14 protein-coding genes are annotated in these 21,451 nt (G+C 49.0%); 2 read left to right on the top strand and 12 right to left on the bottom strand.

What is annotated here, in order from left to right; translation table 11 throughout:
- Positions 1–165: 165 nt before the first annotated feature.
- From R70331_RS05115 to R70331_RS05100, 4 genes are all read right to left on the bottom strand, one after another.
- On the bottom strand, positions 166–7,017 hold the full coding sequence (locus R70331_RS05115; protein WP_197071391.1) for a DUF5695 domain-containing protein: 6,852 nt from the start codon (positions 7,015–7,017) through the stop codon (positions 166–168).
- A gap of 24 nt (positions 7,018–7,041) precedes the next feature.
- Positions 7,042–7,911, bottom strand: a complete 870-nt coding sequence (locus R70331_RS05110) for a carbohydrate ABC transporter permease (RefSeq protein WP_052418927.1) — start codon at positions 7,909–7,911, stop codon at positions 7,042–7,044.
- On the bottom strand, positions 7,908–8,843 hold the full coding sequence (locus R70331_RS05105) for a carbohydrate ABC transporter permease (RefSeq protein ID WP_052380722.1): 936 nt from the start codon (positions 8,841–8,843) through the stop codon (positions 7,908–7,910). Before R70331_RS05105 ends, R70331_RS05110 begins: the two co-directional genes overlap by 4 nt.
- Before the next feature lie 79 nt (positions 8,844–8,922).
- Positions 8,923–10,350: an ABC transporter substrate-binding protein gene (locus R70331_RS05100; RefSeq protein ID WP_042173424.1), complete on the bottom strand. Its 1,428-nt coding sequence runs from the start codon at positions 10,348–10,350 to the stop codon at positions 8,923–8,925.
- Between the two features lie 644 nt (positions 10,351–10,994).
- Here R70331_RS05100 and R70331_RS05095 point away from each other — a divergent pair.
- Positions 10,995–11,885, top strand: a complete 891-nt coding sequence (locus R70331_RS05095; RefSeq protein WP_042173422.1) for a helix-turn-helix transcriptional regulator — start codon at positions 10,995–10,997, stop codon at positions 11,883–11,885.
- Positions 11,886–12,087: 202 nt separating this feature from the next.
- Here R70331_RS05095 and R70331_RS05090 read toward each other — a convergent pair whose 3' ends face one another.
- The 3 genes from R70331_RS05090 to R70331_RS05080 are packed head-to-tail and all read right to left on the bottom strand — an operon-like array spanning position 12,088 to position 15,526.
- Entirely contained in the window at positions 12,088–13,062 is a 975-nt protein-coding gene (locus tag R70331_RS05090; protein WP_042173420.1) for a hypothetical protein, read from the bottom strand.
- On the bottom strand, positions 13,059–14,318 hold the full coding sequence (locus tag R70331_RS05085) for an MFS transporter (RefSeq protein ID WP_042173418.1): 1,260 nt from the start codon (positions 14,316–14,318) through the stop codon (positions 13,059–13,061). Before R70331_RS05085 ends, R70331_RS05090 begins: the two co-directional genes overlap by 4 nt.
- Positions 14,315–15,526, bottom strand: a complete 1,212-nt coding sequence (locus R70331_RS05080; RefSeq protein ID WP_052418926.1) for an ATP-grasp domain-containing protein — start codon at positions 15,524–15,526, stop codon at positions 14,315–14,317. Before R70331_RS05080 ends, R70331_RS05085 begins: the two co-directional genes overlap by 4 nt.
- A 60-nt stretch (positions 15,527–15,586) precedes the next feature.
- On the opposite strand from R70331_RS05080, the gene R70331_RS05075 reads away from it, so the two are divergent.
- Entirely contained in the window at positions 15,587–16,108 is a 522-nt protein-coding gene (locus R70331_RS05075; protein WP_042173417.1) for an HAD-IIIA family hydrolase, read from the top strand.
- On the opposite strand, the gene R70331_RS30330 is transcribed toward R70331_RS05075, so the two are convergent.
- The 5 genes from R70331_RS30330 to R70331_RS05050 are packed head-to-tail and all read right to left on the bottom strand — an operon-like array spanning position 16,103 to position 21,437.
- Entirely contained in the window at positions 16,103–16,807 is a 705-nt protein-coding gene (locus tag R70331_RS30330) for a class II glutamine amidotransferase (RefSeq protein ID WP_052418924.1), read from the bottom strand. The genes R70331_RS05075 and R70331_RS30330 overlap by 6 nt on opposite strands.
- Positions 16,800–17,069, bottom strand: a complete 270-nt coding sequence (locus R70331_RS05065; protein ID WP_042173416.1) for an acyl carrier protein — start codon at positions 17,067–17,069, stop codon at positions 16,800–16,802. Before R70331_RS05065 ends, R70331_RS30330 begins: the two co-directional genes overlap by 8 nt.
- A 28-nt stretch (positions 17,070–17,097) precedes the next feature.
- Complete coding sequence (locus R70331_RS05060; protein ID WP_052418923.1) at positions 17,098–17,928, bottom strand: class-II aminoacyl-tRNA synthetase family protein; 831 nt, start codon at positions 17,926–17,928, stop codon at positions 17,098–17,100.
- Between the two features lie 22 nt (positions 17,929–17,950).
- Entirely contained in the window at positions 17,951–19,075 is a 1,125-nt protein-coding gene (locus R70331_RS05055; protein ID WP_042173415.1) for a nucleotidyltransferase domain-containing protein, read from the bottom strand.
- A 31-nt stretch (positions 19,076–19,106) separates the two neighbouring features.
- Entirely contained in the window at positions 19,107–21,437 is a 2,331-nt protein-coding gene (locus R70331_RS05050) for a PEP/pyruvate-binding domain-containing protein (RefSeq protein WP_052418922.1), read from the bottom strand.
- Positions 21,438–21,451 lie beyond the last annotated feature (14 nt).

The following is a 21,451-nucleotide window of genomic DNA, read 5'->3' as shown; positions in this document are numbered from 1 at the left end:
ATCAATTCACTATCAAAAAAATATATTTGTAAACTTAAATAACACCGATGCAACAATTATTTGAGCGATATTATTTCTGTCCTTACTTCAATAATCCCAAATAAAAAGCAGCCATGGTCCTGTAACACGCAGGACCATGACCGCTTCATTTATTTCTGGTGCCAGTTAATATTGCTGCCGATACAGCTTATACAGCACCTGCGCAGCCTGTGCTCTGGTTGTCGCGCCTTTAGGATTCAGGGCTGCATTGCCCTGCCCGTTCATCAAGCCGAGCTCAATCATTGCAGCCAGATCTTCTGCTGCATAAGCTGCGACTTGGCCGCTATCCTTGAATTCCTTGAGGTCTCCGGAGATACCGGCCTGTAATGCCAGACCTGCTGCCCGCAGCGCTCTCATGGTCAGCACGGCCAGATCCTGTCTGGTGATCTCTGCTTCAGCATTAAAAATGCCATTCGTACCTGCCGTTATGCCAAGCGCTCTGGCGATTCCGATTTCTTGGTAATACGTGTTTGTCTCCTGAATATCACTGAAGTTTGTATCAAATTCCGCTTTTAGCTCCAGTGTCCGTACAAGCCATGCCAGATACTCCATTCTTGTAACTGTGCTGTCCGGGCTAAAGCTTGTAGACGAGGTGCCGTCTATGATGCCCCTGGAAGCCATCATTTCCACCGCCGGCTGATACCATGCGTTTTGCGCTACGTCATTAAAGCTCTTTTTGGTGTAGGCAACAGCATACGTCCCAGACTGTGTAGTGGTAAATACTACAGCTTTTTTGACGGCATCATATTTGGCATGCCTGATCTGAGCCGGTTTGCCGTCTGCATCAACGTGCCAGACAGTCAGGTATGCGGAGGTTGCCAGTTCATTAAGAGCTGCAATATATGGAATCCGCACCTCCACTGGTGCATTTAGGCTATCCTCTGCTACTGCTGTTCCGTCTATTTTGACAGCCACACTGATTACTGGTCTGCTGCCGGACATGCTTTGGGTAACAGGATCAAGTGTAGTGGTGCCGGCACTGCCAATAGTCAGTTCAACACGTCTGGCATCCCCTTCCGCCTGATTTAGCATTGAGGAAGGCACCTGTATTGTACCGAAGCCTGTTATGAACTCTACTAGCATATTTGCTGTATCCGAGCGCAATGCAGCGGCAGGAAGCTCAACTGTATATCCGCTTGCGCCTTCCATAACCGGCATTTCCACTCTCACAGTCTTTACACCATCACTGTCAGCTTTGGCGTTGGCCAATGCTTTATTGATGTCCTCCTGACTGATTGATAGCCCGGCAGCTATGCCGGTCACCGGATCAAGCTGCAGTGCTGACACCTTGATCACAGCTCCTTCAACTGTGTTGGTCACAGGTGCCGGTGCATACACTGCTGGCGTTGGTGTCGCTGGTGGCGCTGGCGTCGCTGTTGGTGTTGACGTCGCTGTTGGTGTTGGCGTCGCTGTCGGCGCTGTCGGCGCTGGCGTCGCTGTCGGCGCTGGCGTCGCTGTCGGCGCTGGCGTCGCTTTCGGCGTTGGTATCGCTGTCGGCTTCGGCGTCACCGTCGGCTCCGGCGTCACTGTCGGCTTCGGCGTCATCGTCGGCCCCGGCGTCGCTGTCGGCTCCGGTGTTGCCGTCGGCGTTGGCGTCGCTGTCGGCTCCGGTGTTGCCGTCGGCGCTGGTGTCGCTGTCGGCTCCGGCGTCGGTTCTACTGCCGGACTGCCAATAACAACTTCAAGGAATGGACTCGCATAATGCGTTGCCGTTTCCTTGATTCTTACTTCATAGGTGCCTGCGTCAAGTCCTGTGACCTCCGCTCCTGTGATGGCCGTCCAGAGCTCCGTATCGGCCCCCTGTTTCCGGTATTCCATCGCGGAGCTTACGCCGGTGATCTTCCCGTCCTTAGCATCAGCTACACTGACATCCACACCTTTAACCTCTGCAGCAGACGGCGGCTCCTGTTCCTGCTTCTGCCCTTCCGGACGGCTTACCTCCCATTCCCATAAGCCCACTCCGTTGTCGCCTGCGGCTGACTGCTTCGTCATCGTAACCCGCAGCGCCTTAACCTCAAGCACCGGATCGAACGCATAAGGGTTCACGGATTCTGCCGGGTTATGCTCAACCACCTTGATGCCCTCGGTGACTGTTCCGGCGGTGACCCATTCATTCGTTACGCTGTCTAACGGAATGTAGGAATAGACGTATTTGGTAGGCGGTGTGATTCCGCCTGCATCCGACCACAGCACCAGATTGGAGCTTTGGAGGGCGGCGCCCTGCGGCCAGTCATACTGCACCCATTCCGCTGACCCTGCATTGCCCCAGGTTCCCCAGTGCGACAGGTTAGTGCCTGTTTTTTTGCCGTCATTCACCGCGGCAAGACTTTCCCAAGGCGAGGTGTAGCTGGATGATACATTGGCCAGATAGGCCATATTGTTATCACGCGGGCTGAGCAGACGCAAGTCTGTCAGCAGCTTTTCAAGCGCTAGGGTAACATCTCCGTCTGTGGCTGTCAGGTTTTTAATGACAACGGAAGCATCGGCCTTCGCAGCCTCAACCGGCGCAAGACCCGGTTCGTTAAAGTTCGCAGCGTTCAAGGTATTAACGTAGTTATACAGCTTGATCAGCTCTGCCTTATCCACCGCACCTGTATAGCCGTAGACCTTCCATTCCAGAATCCCGCTTCCATTGGCGGTTGGCTTCATATCCATCCGCACGCCTGTAATATAAGCAGGCTCAAAGGTGGTTGTGTTGTATTTGTTAAGCTCATTGCCAAGCCCCTTCACGGCTCTCGGGGTATACCATTTGCCGTCCCCGGCACGGAGCATCAGCTGCATCTCCTTCGGACGGAAGTTTCCGCCGCCGTCCTGGAATACGTAGACATCCATGGAGGAGGCGAGAAACGGCTGATCCCATTCATATGTGACCCAGGCCGGATCTCCTTCCCTGCCCCAGTTATGCCAGGCGCTGTTCGATGCCCCGCGGTTCGGCGAGAAATCACCTGAGCTCTTTGGCTCGATGCCGTTGTTCATCGCTTCAGGATAACCGTCGCCGCCGGAGAAGCTGGCGGACGGCTTGGCGGTCAGCGCGGCATTTGACAGCCCCGAATTCACGACATACACAGTAGCACGGACCTCAATATCACTACCCTTGACTGTGCCTTTGGCTTCAAACTGGCCCGCAGCTCCATAGCTGGCCGGATCAATAGCCTCCCACTGAATGTCCCGCTCCCCGTAGCCGTCTTCCGACAGGACATTCACCTTACCCGGAAGAACCGGGGCTGTGCCCTTTTTGGTCACTGTGCTGAGTGCCCGGTAAGCGTCCACAGTGTCCGCTTGAATCTCAATCGTGACATCCTTGCTGCCTTGTTTGTCATCGTCTGCCGCCGTAAAGGTAAACACATAAGTGCCTGCCTTGCTGACGCGTGCATAGGCTGTTTCCTTGTTACCGTCCACAAAAGCGACCTCATTCGCACCTTCCGGCTTCTGCTTAACCGTCCACGCATAGGTCAGCTCCGGCTCAAATACGGCGCTATGCACCGGATCGGGAATGGCCTTGCCGGACAATATGACTATGCTGTTGTTCGCCACATCCTGAACAGCAGTCACCTGGCTGATCACCGGAGGCTGCTTCTCAGGCGGCGCAGCCAGCTGGAAGGTTACCTCGCCGGAGCCGGTCTTCGCCCCGTCACCTGCGGTAAGGCGGAGCGTATAGGTGCCTTCTTTTGAACCCGTAGCCTGTGTAATGTTTGCCTTCGGATGATTAAAGGTAAGCTTGCCGCCTTCCGGCGTGCTGACAATTTCCCATTGATAGGTGAGGGAGCCGTCCGGCGCGCCGTCATCGGTTACAATGCCGTTCAGCATAAACGGAATCAGCGCCTGCGGATTTTGCACCGCAACTTTTGCAGTCACCTGAGGAGCTTCATTTTCGCCGGTATCCGCCTTTTCGATAACCAGCTCAGCCGTCCTTGCACTGCTCATAGGGAACATGGCGGTCCCTTTGTTGTTCTGCACATAGAACTGTCCGGCGTCTGCACCATCCAGCTTAATTGTATAGTAGCCGTTCCCGATGCCCGCCCCGTCAAAGGTAATCCGCGATGCATGCTCCTTCTCCGTCTTATTCTCAAGCTGCAGGACAAAGGCTGTACCGTCCTTACGGATGTCCGCTCTTGTCACCTTATCGTTCCCGGAGACCAGATACATCTTCTCATCCAGCAGATTGATCCGTCTGCCGAACCCGTCCTTTGTCGTGATCTGATAGCTGTCTCCTCCGTCCGTAACCAGGGCGCCGTATCCGAACAGCCCGAATACCGGATCAGTCACAATATCGGCGCTGATGCTGAGCAGGGAGCCGTACAGGCCTTCCTCCGCTTCGCCGGAAAAATCATTCCAGCCGTTATTCATCACCCGCGAGCCGCCGTCGAAGACGTCCTTGGTGCCGGTTCCTCCCTTGTACATGGAATATCTCCAGGAGGTGCTGCCCACAGACTGCGCGGCTATCTGCCCCATGTTGACGGCGTTAAAGTTGGAAATCTTCGCTGCATAGTTGCGCTGCTGGGCGATCGCGGTCTGCTCCTCCGATCTTCCGTCATCCTCATAGCGCAGCCAGTCATCCATAATATAGCCTGCCAGTGAAGCGGTGTACTGGAAATTCCACCAGCCTTCACCGCCGCGGAATACCGGTACGGAATAATGGAACCAGGTCGGCTGGATGCCGCGCATGGCGCGGGTCTTCCAGTCCGCCATCTCCATGCTTTGTTCAGCGGCAGCTGCACGTCCGTCGTTCGGATAGTATGTGCGCAGCGCCTTGGCTGCCGCGTATGCCCCTTCCTCGCCGGTGTTATCATACTCAAACTCGGAGCCGTAAGGATAATTGGCATTGGTCATATTCCGGCCTTTGTCCAGGGCGAATTTCCGCTGCAGATTAGCTGACTCAGTCAGCATGCCCTCTTCCTTCAGCGCCTCGATCATATCCGGGATCTGCTGCTCGCCGTAGAATCCGATGGCTCCGCTGGACACCCGGTTGTAGTAGATGCCGTAGGCTTTTTCCAGATAATATTGCGGGGACTCACGGTACTCAATCAGGCTCGGGTAGGCCTTCTGAATCCGGTACATGTTGAAGAAGCCGGTCGCTTCCATCATTTCCGAGAATGCCCGGGTATACGGCTGCTCTTTATCCGTAAAAGCCCCCGAATCTCTGAGATAGTTCGCTACCGTGTAGCTTTTCTGTGTATTTTTCATATAACGTTCCCACATGAAGTCGATCAGGTAGGTTTCAATAGACCGGATTTCAGCAGGATCAGGATCAAGCACATTTTTCATCGTCATGAAATTGATATTATCGTGGCTCCAGTCGTCCCCCCAGTGGCTGGTGTTCTTATCGAGACCGCCGGTGAGATACCAGTCGAAATAGTTGCCGTAAGTCGGACTGTTCGGGTCCTTATCCTGCGTCTGCTCCACCATAAACGTGGAATGAGCCTCCGACGTCTGCTCCAGCTCAGCCAGCACATTGAATTCATACTGGGTAAATTTATCGACCCATTCATCGCCAACCTTCAGCTTATAATTCACCCGTACGCTGTTATTGCCGATCGAACCAAACTGCAGAGAATAGATGTGATGCTGTTCACCGTCAACTACCTTTGTCTCTATGAACTCGTACGATTCATCGTAGCCCGGATTCCCGTCAGCCAGGCCGCGGCCGGTCCGGGAGTTGTTGACCATCTCCGCTCTCGTCTTGCCGGGCTTGATGTCCGGGATATGCTCTTCATCAAACGGATCATTCTCGTCAACATTCTGAATATCAATCGACTGTATATCGATCAGGCTGTCATCATAGTGCAGATCCAGCTTAGCTGGCATGTTAATGGCTGTCTGGAAACCTGGCACCGCCACAGCATCGATCATGCCTGACTTGTACAGGATGGACCGCAGATTGGCCTCACGGTCTTCCATCGAGGTGGAGCTGTTGTTGGGGCTCTGGGCATTAGCCTGCGGCGTGTTGTCGCCTGCCCGGACGGCGGAGAATTTGAACTTGTAGGTCTTCTCCTGATCCGGTCCCAGCACCAGGCTGGAGGCATCGGTGTAATAGCCCCGTCCGGTCTTCTGGATGTCCTTCGAGTGAATGTACAGCACATTCAGCCCCGGGTACCAGCCGCCGCTGTCGCCGGTCCAGTTCGCGAAGGTATTGCCGGCACGCAGCTCTCCGCTTTCCTGCATCCAGTAGTCCACATATTCGATCCGCGCGCCGCTTTCCGGCACAGGGGTAAACAGCATGAAGTTACCTTCGCCGCTGGTGCGGATTGCATAGGAATATCCGCTGTCGGCGCCGGCAAAATTATGCACGGTTACACGGTCATCGTAAGTATCGGATAAGGTCCGGTATTTGTTGTTCCAGGGCATCGGCAGACCGATATCACCGAATTCAATAAATTTACTGCTCTTGTTCTTCAGCGTGATTTCCCACAGCAGCGAACCGTCTTCGGTATCCATATCGAATACCGACTTGACGTCAAAGCCCTTCATCACCCGCTGGGCTGTGGAATCCAGGCTCTGTCCTGTGAAGCTGACTTCTACCTTTTTACCGTCTGCTGAAGCTGTTTTTTTGATATAAGGGTTATCCGGGTTAATGGTGGAAACTCTCGTTGATCCGCCCGCGGCCAGCGTTTTATTGGTATCCACCTCTGTAAAGCCGTCTCTGTTGTCGGGGAATTGTGCACTGTCACCCGTGCGGTAAGCAAAAATCATCTCACCCATCCACTGGTGCTGGACATCATTCTGCGGTGAGGTCGTGTTCGGCAGCACAAAATTGATCGGCGCACCTTTTTTATTGGCGGGGTTATTGTTGATATACAGCTCCTCAATCTGGCCCAGGTCACCGACTTTAGCAGACAGGCTGGCATTAGAGATATCATTCTTTACTGCGGCTGCCAGCAGCTCTGCACCTGCCGCAGATTCTGCACCTGCATACAGCGGCACTGTCTGGACAAGCATCAGCAGCGCAACCGCCAGCGGCTTCAGTTTTCGTGTAATCATTCCCATCATAACCTCCCGTTCGGACTAATTTTTTAATCCGGTAAGCGTGATTCCCTCTACAAAATATTTTTGACCGATCAGGTAGAAGATGACGCCTGGAGCAAAGGAAAGACAAGTCGCGGCCATTGTCAGCGGCCAGTCACTTTTGAGCTGGCCTCTAAAGTTGGTCAGACCGAGCGCAATCGTATATTTATCGCTGGAGTTGATGTAGATCATCTGCTGGAGCAGATCATTCCATAGCCCGATGAAAATAAAGAGCGCAACAACGATCATGGCTGGCCGGATCGCCGGCATAATGATGCTGAACAGAATCCGGAAATAGCCGGCGCCGTCAATGGTTCCCGCCTGATCAAGCTCACGCGGAATCGACACAATAAACTGGCGGATCAGGAAGATGTTAAAGGCGCCTCCCCCGCAGAAATAGGGCAGAATGAGCGGCCAATAGCTGTCATTAAACCCCAGTCCCCGCGTCCAGCCGATATAGAGCGGAATAAGGGTGACCATTGCCGGCAAAAGCATGGAGCCTACGCAAAGCGCCCAGAGCAGGCTTTTCCCTCTAAACCGCAGCCTTGCAAAGGCATATCCGCATAGGGTAGCCGTAAATGTGCCTGCCAGGCAGGAGGGAGTGATAATAACCATCGTGTTCCACAGGTACTTCCAGAACTTAAAGACCTCCAGCGTCTTTTCATAGTTGGAAAACAGCCATTTGTCCGGTATTAGTGAAGGAGGGTACCGATAGATTTCAGCATTCGTCATAAGTGAGGTGCGGAAAATCCACCAAATCGGGAAAAAGGCAATCAGCGCAAATACAACGACGACGGCAAAGGTTAGGATGTTCATAGTTCTGGTTCTGCGTTTTTTGCTTTTTAGTCTGCCGTATGCAGCTACGCTCATTTGTCGTCGCCTCCCTCGTTAAAAATCCACCGTCCGGACGTCTTGAACAGCACGGTGGTAAAGACAGCAAGAATAGCAAAGATAATCAGCGTGGTCGCGCAGGCGTAACCGAGCTTATAGTTTACAAAGGCCTGGTCATACATCAGATAAGTCAGGAACCGCGACGAGTTACCCGGCCCCCCATTGGTTAAGGCCAGCGCCGGTGTAACGATCTGGAGATTGGCAATCAGGCTCATCAGCAGATTATAAAAAATGATCGGTGTCATACAAGGCAGGGTGATATGCAGGAAGCGCTTCCAACCATTTGCTCCATCCATCTCTGCGGCTTCATGGTATACCACCGGCACATTCTGCAGCCCGGCCAGGAAGATAACGATCAGATTCCCGGCAAGCCAGACTGATATCAGGGAGAGCGAAGGCACGACATAGCTGGAATCGGCGATGAAGAGGATTTTATTCAGGCCCAGCTCGGAGAGCAGGTAGTTAAAGAAGCCGAAGTTCCCCTCATACAGCCAGGACCAGCCAACGTAGATGGCAGTGGCAGGCAACACATACGGCACATAAAACACAGCTCTGAAAAAACTCCGCGCCGGAATTTTACGGTTAAGCAGCATGGCGATGAACAGCGAATAGACCATGCTTCCAGCCACCGATAAGCCTGCAAAATAAAGCGTCGCCAGGATCGAATCCTTGATATAAGGATCGGTTGTAAACAGCTTGATATAGTTATCCAGCCCGATAAATTCCGGGCTCTTCAGCCCGGTCCAATTCGTCAGGCTGATTCCCAGCACTCCGGCAAGCGGCAGATAGGTCAGAAAGATCAAGCCCAGAAAAGCAGGAATCAGACAGATATATGCGGTGCGTGCCTCGCTTGCATGAATACGGGAAGGCTTACGGGGACGGCGTTTCTGCAGCTTAGTAACGGTTTCCATATCTCGCTCTCCCTCACAGTTGGGGGCTGACCGCCGTAGCTGCTTTTACAGCGATACCGGCGGTCATCTCCCTTCTCTATTAATTGCTGCCTGCGTGCACGGCTTTCAGCGCTTCGAGATTTTTGGTGATCGCTTCTTTGGCGGTCGTTTTTCCGGTCCAGACATCACCCAGAACGGAGCCGAGCAGCGTGTTGAAGTCCGTTGTATAGTTCGTATAGAACCATGCGGCCGGTCTTGCGGCCGGGGACTGGGCATAATCAACTACCGCGGACTTGTATTCGTCGTATGGCGGGAAGTTCGGATTTTCAACCCATTTGCGGGTGAGCGTCTCATCCTTATACCATTTATCCAGCGTCGGCATCCAGATGCCCGAGGAGATCAGCTCCCAGTTGTTTTCTTCCGAGTTATACCATTTCAGCCATTCCATTGCTTCCTTCGGATGCTTGGTCTGGGAGAAGACGACATTGGCGCCGCCTGTGCTGATCGTTACCTTATCCTTCATATATGGCAGAACGGCTACACCATAATTCAGCCCTTCCTCCTTGGCCGAGTTCAGGCTCGTTCCCACATTCCACTGGCCGTTTGTCGCCATAGCGACTGTACCGGCAATCACTGTACGCTGGATGCCGTCATCGGTCTGTCCGACAGACAGCGGGGCTACATGATCCTTGAGATACAGGTCAGCCACCCGCTGAATGGCTTCCATGCTGGAATCTTCTCCGATCCGGACCTCTGCTCCATCTTCGGAGTAGAAGCCGCCGCCGTTGCTGAGCGCCCAGGCTTCCAGCTGCCATGGAAGGTTCTCAACAGAAGCGCCGAACTGGATGATACCCTGTTCATCAAAGCCGTCCTCACCGGGATGCTTGCCGTTCTTGTCGATGGTCAGCTTCTTAGCTGTATCTACGAACTGCTCCCAGGTCCAGGCCTGATCCAGCACAGCCGGAGGGTACGCAACACCCGCCTTATCGAACATATCTTTGTTGTAGTAGAGCAGAAGAATTTCGTTGGCGGCAGCGTAGGCCACGGTATTGCCCTTGTGCTTGTAGGCCAGACTGTCGAGCGGCTTGCTGTCACTGCCCTCATACATAGCGCTTACATCATTAAGCATGCCTTCGGAGGACCACTGGATAACACCGTCTTCCTTCAGCATCCCAGTATCCGGCAATTGGCCTGCCGTTGCGAGCGTATTCAGCTTGGTCATGTAGTTCTCCCAAGGGATCGCCTGCACCTCGACCTCGATGGTGTCCTGCGAGGCATTGAACCGGTCAGCCACCTTCTGGGTTGTATTGCCTTCTGCAGCGCTTCCCCACATCGAGTAGATAATTTTGACCTTTTCAGCAGAAGCTTCAGAGGTTTTGGCCGGCTCTGTACTTTTAGTTGGCGTATTTCCCGTGTTCGCTTTATTTCCTGAGCTTTCTGTGTTTGACGTGCTGTTTCCGCAGCCTGCGGCGCTCACCATTAAGGCAGTCAGGATCAGGCCTGCTGCAAGTTTTTTAGCTGTTTTCATTGCTGTTGATCTCCCCTCATCGTTTACTTCATGGGCTTGATTAACTTAAAAGGTAACGAAATCATTCCTATAACCTTTTGTTAAACGTTTAAATCAAATCGAAAGCAAAGACCCTTCTTCAGCTTCACAAGCCCTGTCACTTTTCCCCTAAAGTATATTTACAAGTCTGATCTTTATAACGCAATTATCAAAAGAAACCGGAAATTCGCAACTTCAAACCGCAGCTAACCTGATCTCAGGTTAAATTCCTCCCCCCTTATAACGGCTCAAGCTTTAAGATAATCGTTTAACAAAGAATCCAAGCTTCGTGATCTCCCCTGGTTTAATGGATTGTTACAGCTCTTCCCCTCCCGTTAAGGAAGCGCTTACCTAATTGTAGCACCCGCTATTTCAATTGAAAAACCGATATTACAACCTATATTTATATAATTTCAATCTTTTTACGCTGACGGGATGTGCTCTGGAGGCTGGAAGAGCCTGCCCGTAAATAAATAGTTCAAAAAAAGAATAAATGATTATATATTTTCACTGTTCATCATAGCTCTTTACTTATACCGGAAGTTGGGATACATTGGGTGCAACCGGCAAGGCATAGCGGAATGCTTTTTCATAATTGCAACCTTTAAGATGGAGGAGCTTATGATATGAATACACCCATCCTGCATTTTATTTCGCCGCCGATTCCCTATTTTGTGGACTGCGGGCATGCATCGTACGACATTGGTGATTATCATATTGACCGCAACTGCATAGGGGTGTTTGATTTAATCGTGGTCGTCAAAGGCCTTCTGCCGGTCGGGGAAAATGGTATTTTGCGCGAGCTGGGTGAAGGTGAAGGCGTGATTCTCCTGCCGGACGGCCATCATTACGGATTCGCCCCCTGTACAGTGCCGACCCAAATCATCTGGATTCATTTTCAGACCTTTGGCAGCTGGCAGGAATGTGCCGATATGAGCGAGTGTCTGCTTAACCAGCAGATCTTGTTTGAAGAGCATAAGAATAAAGCCTATGTCCATCACACCGATCTCTGCTCGATCTTTCTGCCGAGGCTCCTGAAGATTTCCGCCAAAGCAATGGAGCTGCTGGAGTTATTTTTCGAACAGGAATCGGAGCCGAAATCACTGCGCAACTGGCGGCGCCAGGCCAGCTTTCAAGCCTTTTTGCAGCATTTGGACCGGGATCTGGCCTCACCAAGCGATGCAACCGCGATCCATCTGGCCGAGCAGATCGAGCTGTACATCCGGAATAATTACATGCACGAGCTTACCAACCCCATTCTGCAAAAAGAGCTGAACTACCACCCTAACTATCTGGCCAAAAGCATGCTGAAGGTCTTCGGCATGACGCCGATAGCCTACCTGCAATATTACCGGATCGAGCAGTCCAAGCGGCTGCTGCTCCAGACCTCCTGGCCTGTCGCACGAATCGCCGAGGAAGTCGGCTTTCACCATGTATCTCATTACTCTTCCAGCTTCGCCAAGAAAGAGGGGCTCTCCCCTTCGGCTTTTCGCAGCAGGTTTGTGAAGGAGCGCTAGTGTCTTGTTTGGGTCATTTTTACAGCAGGCGAATTCCGGATTTCTCCATTTCCGCTGACATTTGCGCGAGGACATTAATTCGCTGTATTCGCAGAAAAATTTCGGGGAGTACATTAGGGGAGTACATTAGATGAGGACCGATACCAGGCTTTTGTTGGACGATGTGTATTTCATGTCGAATGCAGCATCGTCCAGCCGTTTGCTAGATCTTCTTCAGCTCATTTAAAAATGTAGTTTCCAGTGATGCCAAGGTATGAATATGTTCCTGGAACTGCCGGCTGCTTCTGCCGCTAATGTTATATTTAAGATATAAATTGATAATCATTTCGAGGCATCGCTCAATTTCCCCCAAGCCATTCACCACATGCTCAGCAGCTATAGTTACCGTCGGGTAATATTGTTGAACATACATTAGAAATCGTCTGAAGAAATGGCGTGATCCATAAATCACACGTAATAAATGCTCATTCTCCGTACAATACGGGATGTTCATGAATCCTGCAATAGTCTCATAGAGCACAAAATTATCATTGCTTAATTGGACCCATTCCCTAAACTTGGACCAGTAATGCACCAGCAGCTTCTCGCAGGATTGCTGCTTGTCTTTTTCGAAATAGATAACCTTAAATGTGCCATCACCGGCAACAAAGTCCCGGATTGTTTCAGCCGGATATTCGTAATCCGTATAAGATCTTCCAAAGGTGAAATGAACCCTGTCGAACACATCATCTGTAACCTTTAATCTATTTCGTGATTTTAAGCCTGCTGCTCCTCTAATCATTAAGGAATGATGACTATGCACGGTCATATAACGGTCCAATCTATGCGGAATATAGTAGAGATCTCCATATACGAATACATCAATACCCTTATCAAGCACTGTAAGCATTAAATCCATTACCTCATCAGCACTGCCACAAGATACCGAATGGTACCTGAACCCTGGAAGTTCATGCAAATCTGCATCCTTCAAAGCATTAGTACGATAATTAAACCGGTTAGCCCCCGGATTGTTAAAATGATGTTTTATTTTATCCGTACATTCATAACAGTCATAAAACAATAACTCGGCTGGAAATTCATGGGATATAAGATAAGCAAGCAGCTGATTTTTATGACAATTGAGGTAATTCTCGGCCGGGTCCAGTTTCTGAAGAGGTACAGTCATATTTATCAATCAGTAAATCTCCTTTCCGGTCTGTGTGCTAATTCCGTATGATCAGCCTTGAACAAGAGAATCGCGATGAGCGTAGTGCCGGCAATCAGTAAACTCACTATAAAGTAAATCCAACGGACGGATATAACATCCCCAAGATAACCAACACCAAGATAAATAAAAAGGCTGCAATAAGAGGTGAATAGTAATATGACACTATTGACCCTGCCAAGAAATCCGGGGTCTACGTCCCTTTGAATCAGCGTGTCGTTGTGAATTCGGCTGCACACAATTCCAAGCCCGGTAAGACAATAGCCGATCATAGCCTGAGGAAGAAAATCAGAGATCGAAAACAATAATAGAGATGCAGCGATAAAAAACATCCCGTAACGGCTAAAATGACTCTGATTTATAAATCGAAGCGCCGGCAACAGAATGAATACACCTATTATTGCACCAGCAGCCCACGCTGCTTCTATGTAACCGAAGCCTCTGGAGCCGACCCCCAGCTCTCTTTCCGTAAACACAGGCAATAATGTATTGCACACGTACAGCGTAATGTATATCATTCCATTGTAGATGCAGATTTCAATGATTTTTTTATTGGATTTCATATACTTCAAGCCTGTAATCCAGTCCGTACTGACCTTATGCCGCCTCTGCCTGTTTCCATTTGATTGGGACCGCTGAACAGATATCCACAATATCAGAGCTCCCGATAAAATAAAGGAAAAAATATTTAGTTCAATGACCACTATAGCTGAGGATACGGCTACCAAAAAACCTCCAAGCGCAGTTCCCACAAGCATTCCCAGCTGATTGGCGATGCTTTGATAGGAGTTGGCCTTAAGCAGCTTCTCTGTGTTCACGAGACTGCGGATAAGCCCTAATGACGCCGGCCGAAAAAACCGGTCAAACGTTGCCACTACAAATTCCACAGCATAAATAATCCATACCGGAAGCTGGCCGTTCAAATAAAAAACCGGAAGCAGACAAAGGATAAGCGCCCTTCCCAGATCACTGACCAGACATATATTTTTATGACTCCAGCGATCAACCAGCACACCGATCCAGGGCGAGAACAACAATCCAGGTAAGCTATCCACTACGAATAACCAACCGATTGAAGAGGCAGCACCGGTGGAATGATACAGCAGCAAGGTTAATCCTATATACTGCATACCTGTTCCGACCGCGGTAATAAAAGTGGCAGCTATGTACTTGGGTAATTGATCACTACCGGCTCTCCATGAATAACCGCTGTATAATTTGTTCAAACGGATTCGCTCACTTCAATAGAGATGGTATTAAGCGCAGCATGAATTGAGTTAAGCGCCGCTTCCATGGATTCGCCTCTGGCAAGAACGGAGCCATTACGCTCCGAGGATTTGCAGAATGATTTAACCCTCTGCCCCACCTGCAGGGAAATATCACATTTTAGGACACCTGGGATTTGACGGGCGCTGTCGATACCCTCCACCCTGCTGATCCATCCGTCCTCTAATTTTAGGTAGCGGATTGCCGCAGCCGCCTCCATAGAAGCAGGTTCAGTATTAGGATTTATCCCTGCAAATCCCTTAAGTGTCTCGAGAAACATATCAAATCCATACACCTGGTTGACCATTTCAAAGATATAATCGCCTCCTGTTCGCGTATGGGATTCAATAATATACAAATGACCATCCGACACCATTATCTCTGTATGGGACGGGCCAAATTTGTGTCCGATCAAGTCCATAAAATCGAAGGCTAATTGCCTGGCGGCACTTTGAATGGACTCAGGCAGAGAAGAGGGCATATTATGGCCAGTCTCAACAAAATGGGGAGCACCCGTCGTAAACTTGTCTGTAACGGCTATCATTGTATGTTTACCATCCCAGGTAAAGCCCTCGACACTGATTTCTTTTCCTTCAATGAATTTTTCCACCAGAATCTCTTCCCGTTTATAGACTTCTTTAATGGATTTAATGGCTTGGGGGATTTGTGCAGACTCGCTGATTTTATAGATTTGAAAACTGCCGGAACCATAAACCGGCTTAAGAATAACCGGAAGGCCCTGCTTCCGGATAAACCCGGTAACATCTTGCTCACTTGTTACGATAGAATAAGGCAAAGAAGGAAACTGATGCTTATCCATTACATCTCTCATTCTGTGTTTATCTCTTGTAAGCAGTACAGGCTCCATCGGATTTCCGAACAATCCCAGCTTCTCTTTGATAGCAGCTGCGGTCAATAAGCCAAACTCCTGAAAGGAGACTACGCAATCGAAAGGCTCCTTAGCATGTAATAAAGCAAATAATTCCGGAAGTATTGGATCATCCAGCTGAAAGGTATACAATTGATCAATATATTCCATGTCTTCCATTGTAATTTTTTGTTTTTCTTGAACCAAAGTTACTGAGATTCCGCAGATATTGGCTTTTTTATAAATATCAGTCCATCCGCCAATCATGATAAGACGCTTAGGCTTACTAACAGGTTCCATAATATACATCTTCTCCATTCTAAAATGTACACAACAAATGCAAAAAAGGAGCTAATCCATATGAAATGGTCAGGCATTTTTATTGATAGAGACGGAACACTGGGCGGCGAAGGAGAATCTGTTATATACCCGGGCGATTTCAAACTCTATCCCTCCGCTGCCACGGCGCTCAACCTGCTGAAGAAGACATCTATACCGTTGTTTGCTTTTACAAATCAGCCAGGCATCGAAGAGGGAAAAGCTACTGTGCAGCAATTTGAGCAAGAATTGTCTCTTTGGGGTTTTGATTATGCCTATATCTGTCCCCATCGCGAGGACAGCCGCTGCCAGTGCAGAAAACCGCAAACAGGCATGCTGCTGGAAGCCGGCCTGAAGCACCGGCTTGATCTGAAAGACTGTGCCGTTATCGGTGACAGGTGGAGTGACATAGCGGCAGCATCTGCTGTTGGAGCATTCTCCATACTGGTAATGACCGGCGCAGGAGCCGAAGCGCAGCAAAAACTTACAACGTTAGGGCTTGCACCCGGCCTGATCGTTCAGGATCTGCTGGAAGCGGCAGTCTGGATTAGTGCCCGTTTATGAGTAGACCATAGTTCCATCTTTAAATACGATAAGCTGTCCAGGAGAGAATGTCTTGAAATCACCAGCTTTAATGATAGGATACGATGACACAATGTATCCGTCCTGCGGGTCAACCCTTGTATAGCCCAGCCCCATGTGCTCAGACAGCCCGTAGTAACAGAACAAGTGAACGCCGTCCGAGAAGATACAATTTAACTGACCCTGTTGATTCAACACCTGCAGTTTATGGTGCAATGAATCAAACCTGTCCGTTGCACCTCCAAAGCCGCTTTGGTCTATCCAGTTCATTAGACTACAAAAAAGTGACTCACTGTCGGTATCCCCGATCGCTGTAAATCGGCCTTCTTCAGACGAAGAGAGCGGATTTATTTTGCCGTTGTGCACAAAAATATAATCTGTTCCGCCGCATTCCCTGACAAAAGGATGGGTATTCCTGTAAGCCGTTAGACCTTCTGTGGCAAACCTAACATGACCGGCAAGCAGCTTAACGGGAAAGGGTCTCCCGCTAAGCCATTGTGCCATATCCGATCTGGAGGCCTTCCCTGCATCCTTAAACAAGCGGGCACAAGGGGCCCGGTCATCCGGGTAGTAGCCCAGTCCCCATCCATGGGGATTAAACATACTGCGGTTAAAGAAATTTCTTATTTCACCGGATGTATCTTTTTCTTGGGCCAGACTAATTCCAAGTAGTTCACACATTGAATGATTCTCTTAACAGATGCTGCTGTACCAGTCGAATCACTGTCCCTATGCTGCTGAAATGATCCATCGTCAGTTCTGCATCATCGAACTCGATCTCGAACTCTGTTTCCAGCAGCACGATAAGCTGAACAATATTAATAGAGTCAAATCCATAATCCTCCCGCAACAAGGCGTCACGCGTTATCGACTCATCCTGTGCCAATAGCTTGTTGTTTACCATAGTATCAACAACTTTTTTCTCAATCTGCTCTTCAGTCATCTCTTCTTTCCTCCCATGCATTACATCATCATACTGTGTGGAACTGAGCAGCCTGTCGAACCGGATTATAGTTATATTCCAGACAGGCTGCTATCCAGCGTTCAACCCCAAAGCCCGTGCAGGCTGTAACGACCTCTCCGCTTCTGTCAAATTCAAACGGACCGCTAAAATGAGTGCCGTGAGAATTAAACGAAGCTACCGCCACTTCTTCACCCTTAATGGGTATGACCAGTTCCGCTTTAAGTGCATTCGCCCGCTGTAGCTTCGATTTGATTTTATTTTGCTGTGAGTTATAAAAGGGATCATTTGCATTCGTGATGTAAGCTTCAGGACAAATTTGCTGCGCCAGGTCAAGCGCAAAGGCCTTAACTTCATTCAACTGGCGCTCTACAAATTCAGCCCCACCAACAAATACCAGCTCTCTTACCGTAAAATCCCACAAACGCGTAAATGGCTTTAACCGGTCTCCTTCATAGCGATAAACTCTCGCTTTGGTTGTAACGATTTTTGGATAACTGCATGCCTTTAACATGGGATAAATATGCAGACAGGCTGCCGGTGTCAGATATTGATGATCAGTGGCCAGATACTCAGCCCGGATCGTCTTTTCAGCAGCTATGGCTTCATAATGGCTCTGATCAGCAATCGCCGCCACCGTCAGCTGATGAGGAAATGAGCTGAAGTATCCGCATTTTTGTAATACGTCCTCATCGATCAAGGCAGGAATGTGGTATTCTTCATATTCTTTGTCCTGTAAAAAACGTTTAAAAAGCTGATCCAGCTGTGTCATCCATTCGTATCCTTCAGCTCCCAAGGCGGTGTAACCTTTCATGTGGAATGAAAAATTGTCAGAGCACATTGTAAAACTCCCCTTTGCGTAGTCAGATTATATTCATTGCCAAAGCTTGTCCCACTTTGTCCGTAATGTTAAACATCCGTTCTGTAAAACCGGTTCCCCATTGCCGTGTCTCACCGTTTCTGTCGTAAAATATATCCAACAGATCTTTCCTGCCGTTCAGATCATCCAAGAAATCGACAGGTACCCTATCCGGGTAAAGTTTGTTAAGCAAAGATAACGTATAAAAGACAGGCACACCGGCGTTGGGTATGGCTTCAAGTATATTTTTAAGCTCGCCCCAATGAATCGCCTGCTGCTTAAGAAACTCGTTAATGTCACAGAATTTTATCAGGTTTAAATCAAACTTATCCCGCAGCCATCTGGACTCAAAGCAGAAAAAGACAGCTTCACTGTACAAGTGCGCACATAATTGAATCAGCTGATGCTCCGGCTTCAACCGGTAAATGTTCATTTCATGGGAATTCACCTGTTCAGCCTGTGCAATAAATTCAGCCGCCGGGAGCCTGTATTGATTGGAGGCATTGCTATGGCCCTTCCACGCCAGCTCAAAGTTCACATCAATTTCAACCGCTTTACAAGCGCTTTGGCCTGTAGGCTTTAGAAACTCAGTGAGCTCATGCGTATTCATTCGGTGCAACATCTTCTCTTCTCTCGATGCCGGCGTAATGGTATTGGTACTAACATCATAATGCCCCTGTATATAACCTAGCCCGGCCAGCACTTTTGTGACTTTGGACAACTCCTCCTGTCCTATTAAAAAGTCAACGTCATGAAATTCTCTTAGCCCGATATTCTGGTACACCGTCGGTGCCAAGAGCGCTCCTTTTAGCAAGACCGCTCTTATTCCGCTTTTTTGAAACGCCTGATATACATATTTAAGTTCGGTTAGGACAATAGCATTGTGTTCTGCGATACGCGCGGATTCATGCTCAAATATATATCGCACATACTTCTCCATAAACCGGGTCAAACCTAAATTTTGAAAATGGTTCCAAACAAGCGGAATCACTCTGTGATGGGCACATTGATACAACACGAATCCCCAGTCCAGCTCTTCTCTCACAAGTTGCACCATCATTTCTTGCTCTCTGCCGGTGAGATGTACTTGGGAAGCTGTAATAATAAGCTGTTCTTCTGCGCTATACATATATTTCCCCCTACCCTGTGCTTAGTCATGATTACCGGATTATTTTTACACTTTTATTTTCACAATTAATCTCAAGAATACTTCCGCATGACCATTTTCTATACAGCGCTTCCCCCGCTCCGATGATCGCAGGAATCCCTAATTCACCTGCCCTGATTGCCATATGAGAATTCACCCCGCCATACATCGTAATAAAACCTCCGATCTGATGGGAAAAGATCCAATCATATCCGGGATCTGCATTAGGAATCATTAGAATGCTGTCCTTAAGCTCAGTCTTCTCTGCACCGATTGATGCAAGATTTCCACACACCGTTTTTTGAGTAATAAAATTCGGTTCAAACACAGGCAGTGAAAATTCCCATACATCGTTAATGTCAACAATAATGGGCGGAAGACAGATTTGCCTGGAAATACAGTAGCTTTCTCTACCCTCTTTAACAGATTGCCGCATCGCAGTGGATGCCGCTGCGCTGGACGCATAAAGCTGCTTCAGAATATTGTAATTAAGGAAGGAGCAGTCATCCTCCGATAACCCCGTTGTAGCTCCTAACTGCTTGATTAAAGAGATCGCATCACTGAGACTTCGAGTGAAAATAAATTTCGAATATTCTCTTCCTTCAATGGCACCCCTGATAAATTTGAATAAACCGGGGGCATCCAGCTGTATGCGGTGCTTCTCAAGCAACTCCGATATTCTGTTCATTTTATGCTCAGGCAATTTAAAAATGAAAGGTTCGTGTACAACCCCATCTTCGGCCTCTGCGCATTCCCATGTAAAATATCTTTCTGGCTGTTCATCATAACGCGGAGATAAAATATCATAAGTACCAGGTCTCAGATGCCCATACTGAAGCAGAAATTCTTCTCTGGACATTTGTCCGAAGTCGCGTTTCATTCTGGAGCTAACCGTGTCCAGACTCTCCATAAAAGCACTGTACTCTGCTGTATTGAGAATCTCCAAATCCAGCAACGACCGCAACATCTGCATTGCAATAAAAGCAGAGCGCGCCAATCCAGCGAACGGAAGTGCTCCGTAAGTCTTGCAATCCTCGATCAGCCAATAAATAGTTGAAACGATGTCCATCCGGCTGTTTAATACCTGTGCTCTGCGTTTCTCAAACTCCTTCAGCATATGAAATTCATGCAGCCAAAGGCCGTCATTATTATTGATAATCCGGTTCGTCAATTCACGCAGGCTGGAACTCAGCACACTCAGTTCTTGCTCAGAAAGCCCTGCATCCTGTAATTCAGCTAATCTCCGGTCCAAATCAAATGTATAGCATGAATACACAATCTCGAACTCTACTTTATCGTGCAGTGATGGATTGGACGAGAGCTTATCCAAGTAAAATTCACATAATCGCTCAGCCAGAGGCTCCGGTACATCGGCCGGAATAAACGATGTGAAACTGGCTCTGACATCAACATAAGGAAAGCATCCAAAATTCACAAGCAGCGGCTGGCCCTGTACGTCACGGTAGCCGTAATGAAAACGCTGGGTGGCCCAAATATGATCCGTTATCAATTCCTTGTATAAGGACAGGGCCAGAGGCCGGGGTCTGGTTCCGATAATTTCAGCGGGATTCCAATCCGGCATTACAGCAAAAATGCTCTTCTGCCCCAGAAGCGGAGGATGTGCCCGCAACAGACATTCGAGCCTTGAATCAATTTCTAACAGAGCCTGCTGCTGCTGCTTTATTTCAGAATTATGATTAAACTTTAAGACCAGAGGCCTCACCTGAAGCAGATATAGCTCATGATCTGAGGTCATTGCATATTCTATATCAAGCGTATCTGTCTGGAGCAGCAGCATTAACTCTCTCATCATTCCAATGACCCGTGACATCACGGGATCACGCGGCTCGGCTGTGTTAAAGCAATAAAAAGTCTCCAGTTCGTTAGAACTTCCTGAAGTAACAGAACTGGTGGAGCCTGAATGAGTATCATAATTGACTACGAAGTAGGAGCCCCCTGTATTGGGATCTTTGCTGAAAGCTACCCCGCTATGAATGACATCTTGCAGCATAGGCTGAATAAAGACCTGATCATCAGCATGGACTTGGCCGTAAGACTGAAAAACCCGGCTTATTGCCTGCTCCATTGGCTCCAGTCCTACCACATTAAGTACAGACAAATAATTGCCGGCAAGCGATTGATTGAAGCCGTCTTCATTTTTTGCGCTACTGCGAACAATTAGAGGAGTAGATAGCCATGACCGTTCATTTATCAGTTTTAACAGATTCTGCTTGCCCATAGGCCAGTCTTTCGCAGATACCTTAATCTGCGGCAGAATGGTTACAGAACTCAATGTACTGGACAATCTCTCTAATGTTTCAGACTTCGTTCCAAAGGCAACCACGATTCTTCCCCCTT

Origin of the sequence: Paenibacillus sp. FSL R7-0331 (assembly GCF_000758645.1) — a bacterium.
In the GTDB taxonomy this organism is placed as follows: Bacteria; Bacillota; Bacilli; order Paenibacillales; family Paenibacillaceae; genus Paenibacillus_AQ; species Paenibacillus_AQ camerounensis.
This window is presented reverse-complemented; position numbering and strand designations above follow the sequence as displayed.